Annotated in this window: 3 protein-coding genes; all 3 read left to right on the forward strand. The window is 39.7% G+C overall.

All coding sequences use genetic code 11. The features are described from left to right. Positions 1 to 144 precede the first annotated feature (144 nt). The 3 genes from aceK to L1D51_RS20915 all read left to right on the forward strand — a co-directional run bounded on the left by aceK (position 145) and on the right by L1D51_RS20915 (position 3,456). Positions 145 to 1,869 (forward strand): bifunctional isocitrate dehydrogenase kinase/phosphatase, encoded by a 1,725-nt coding sequence (gene aceK, locus L1D51_RS20905; protein WP_239964757.1) that lies wholly within the window; start codon positions 145 to 147, stop codon positions 1,867 to 1,869. A gap of 16 nt (positions 1,870 to 1,885) precedes the next feature. Then, on the forward strand, positions 1,886 to 2,824 hold the full coding sequence (locus L1D51_RS20910; protein WP_054554698.1) for a LysR family transcriptional regulator: 939 nt from the start codon (positions 1,886 to 1,888) through the stop codon (positions 2,822 to 2,824). 188 nt (positions 2,825 to 3,012) lie between these two features. After that, complete coding sequence (locus L1D51_RS20915; protein ID WP_058584881.1) at positions 3,013 to 3,456, forward strand: ferritin-like domain-containing protein; 444 nt, start codon at positions 3,013 to 3,015, stop codon at positions 3,454 to 3,456. Positions 3,457 to 3,519: the final 63 nt, after the last annotated feature.

Raw genomic sequence — 3,519 nt, forward strand, 5'->3', positions numbered from 1 at the left:
GCGTTAATAAAAAACTCGCAAAACTTGAGAAAAAACTAGCTCGCTATAATTAAATACACTTTACTATTGGGTTTGAAGAATAAATAACATATTCTTAACACCAATAGAGTTATTGCTCTATGTTGGTTTAAGTAAGGAGTTTATATGCAGCCACAACACATTGCAGAGTTAATTTTATCTGGGTTTCGCAATCACTATAAACTCTTTCAAGCAATTACTGCCAAAGCACCACTCGCGTTTGCAGATCGTGATTGGCAAAAAATAAATGAGATAAGCAAACTCAGAATTAGCCATTACGATGATCGGGTTAACGAAACCATTGCTAAGCTAAAGTCGCTTAATGAACAGCAAATTATTACCTTAGATCAAACCTGCTGGCTCGAAACCAAACAGCTCTATCAGCAATTTTTGCGCTTTCACCCTCAGGCAGAACTTGCCGAAACCTTTTACAACTCTGTTTTTTGTCGTTTATTTCATCGTCGTTATTTTAATAATGACTTTATCTTTGTAAAAGCGACGCTTGCGGATGCCCCAGCACTACCAATGGAAGTTGAATACCGCAGTTACCACCCTGTTGTTGATGGCTTAAGACCCACAATACGCAAAATTATTAATCAGTTTGATTTTAAAGCACCCTTTGTTGATTTAGAACGCGATATTCGCTTGCTGGTAAAAGCCTTTTATAAACAAGCGCCCGATACACATCACCAAGCATGGCAAATGCGCTTTGATATACTGCAAGCCCCGTTTTACCGTAATAAAGCGGCTTATATTGTTGGCCGTGTGGTATCAGAAAGTGGCGTACAGCCATTTATTATTGCGGTATTGCATCATGAAGACAAAGGGTTATACCTTGATGCCCTACTCACCAAATCATCACAAATGCGCGTTATTTTTGGTTTTGCCCGTGCTTATTTTATGGTTGAAACTCATGCGCCATCTGCGTTAGTACGCTTTTTAAATCAGCTTATGCCGAACAAAACACTGGCTGAGCTATACAATGCAATAGGCTTTCATAAACAAGGTAAGACCGAGTTTTACCGAGAGTTTTTAAGTCATTTAGATCATTCAAACGATCAGCTTGTAATTGCCCCTGGTACACCGGGTATGGTGATGATGGTATTTACTCTGCCGTCGTTTGGTTATGTGTTTAAAGTCATTAAAGATACCTTTGGAGAAAGCAAACCCTTTGGCCGCGATACCGTATTAAAACGCTATCAATTAGTAAAAAGCCATGACCGTGTTGGCCGCATGGCCGACACCATAGAGTATTCGAACGTCGTATTTCCACTAGCCCGATTTGATAGTAAATTACTTGCAGAGTTACATAAAACCATTGGTTCTTCGATGGTTATTGAAGGCGAGTGGTTAATCATCAAGCATTTGTACATAGAAAGACGCATGACACCGTTAAATCTGTTTCTTGAAAATGCCAGTGAACAACAAGCGTTTGAAGCAATAGAAGAATATGGCCAAGCTTTAAAAGAAATGATCGCCGTAAATATTTTCCCAGGCGACATGCTGTTGAAAAACTTTGGGGTGAGTAAACATAATCGCATTATTTTTTACGACTATGATGAAGTTCAGTACCTAACAGACATGAACTTTCGCGCCTTACCAAAAGCAAAGTCGTACGATGATTACTTAACCAATGAGCAAAGTTACTCTGTGGCACCGCAAGATGTGTTTCCAGAGCAATTATGTACCTTTGTGACAGCAAACCCGGTGTATAAGCAATATTTATTGAGTACACACCCTGAGCTTGAAGATCCAGCCTATTGGCGACAAGCACAATACAATTATAAGCAAGGTGTAGTTAGCCACATTTATCCATACCCTGCTGCACAACGATTTATCCATTATTGGTAAACACCAAGGACACACAATGAATATAAGTAAAATAGATTTAAACTTACTTGTTTACCTAGATACTTTACTAAGGGAGTGTAATGTAACTAAAGCTGCTAACCAGCTAAGCATTACCCAACCTGCCATGAGTAATGGCTTAAAAAGACTCCGTAATTTATTTAACGACCCTATTTTAGTGCGTACCAGTGAAGGTATGGTACCAACAGAGCGTGCAAAAGAGCTACAGCCGGTGATCCGCGGCATTTTAATGACCCTTGAAGAAACACTGGCACCAAACCGCGAATTTGAAGCATCACAAAGTAAACGTGTTTTTCGTATCATGGCCAGTGACTACGCAGCAAGCACTCTTGCCCCACGCTTATTAAGTAAATTACACGAAGAAGCGCCCGATACCACACTCGATATTTTGACCCCAAGTGATGTAACCTTCCACGATGTTGAAAACGGTAAGGTAGATATGGCTATCAACCGTTTTGAAAACTTACCGCAGTCGTTTCACTATAAACAAATATGGAAAGACAGCTTTTGCTGCTTAGTAAAAGCAGATAACCCGATTATCAAAGATTTCAGTCTCGACAGCTATTTAAAAGCGCGTCATATTTGGGTAAGTAAAACAGGCTTTGGTGTCGGTGTGGGTATGGACCCTAAAGATGTGCAAAAGCTAGGTTGGGTTGATGAGGCGCTCGCTCACTTTGGTAAACACCGTAATATTGCCACCTTTACCCGTAACTACCACGTTGCCATTCACTTAGCGAAAGAGCAAAACTTGGTTGCAACGTTGCCTTCAAAAGCGGCGAATATTTATTTAGACGATCCGGGCCTTAAAATTCTTGAGCCGCCATTCCCTATTCCGCCATTTGAGCTAGATATGATTTGGAGCCCGCTATTACACCGTGATGCAAGCCATATTTGGTTACGCCAAAAGGTTGCAGAAGTAGCCGACGAGCTTAAGTAAGATTTTACCAACCAAATTGTAATTATTGCTGATAAGCAAGGTGTTAGCTTAGCTTATCAGCAGCATCCCTCCTATTAAAAAAACCAATAACCAACTGAAATACAATAACTTTATATTTAAGTAATGAACTGGAATATGCTTTGCAAGTATCTAATTGCATTGTTTTTAATATTCAAAAAGAGGTCATTATGAATACTCATCAAGGACAAGACGTTCATCATATTGCAGATATCATCCAAGTTATGAATAGCGGTATCGATTTTTATGAAAAAGCACAGGAAAAAGTAACCGACCCAAGCATTATTGCCTTATTTCAACGCATGATAGATGCCCGTAAAGTAAGTGTTGAACGCTTACAACCTTATGCTATTAACGAAAATGGCGAGCGCGAAAACGGCTCTGACTTTGCTGTAGAAGCGCGTAAAGCTTATACATCAGTAATCACCAAACTCGGTGCCGACAAAAACGCCACCTACGTTAGCGAGCTTGAAGAAGTTGAAGATAAAACACTAGCCGAAATCAAGCATGCGCTAAAAAAACCACAACCCCATGATTGTGAAGCCGCGTTATCAAAAACCCTACTGACAATTCAAAGTTGTCATGCTGAAATGAGTAAAATGAAAAAGCATTAAATTGTGAGAGTGCAAAGCCCAGTTAAGCTGGGCTTTTATCTGTTTAGATATACTGTTTATTAT

The organism is Pseudoalteromonas shioyasakiensis (assembly GCF_022398475.1).
Taxonomy (GTDB): Bacteria; Pseudomonadota; Gammaproteobacteria; order Enterobacterales; family Alteromonadaceae; genus Pseudoalteromonas.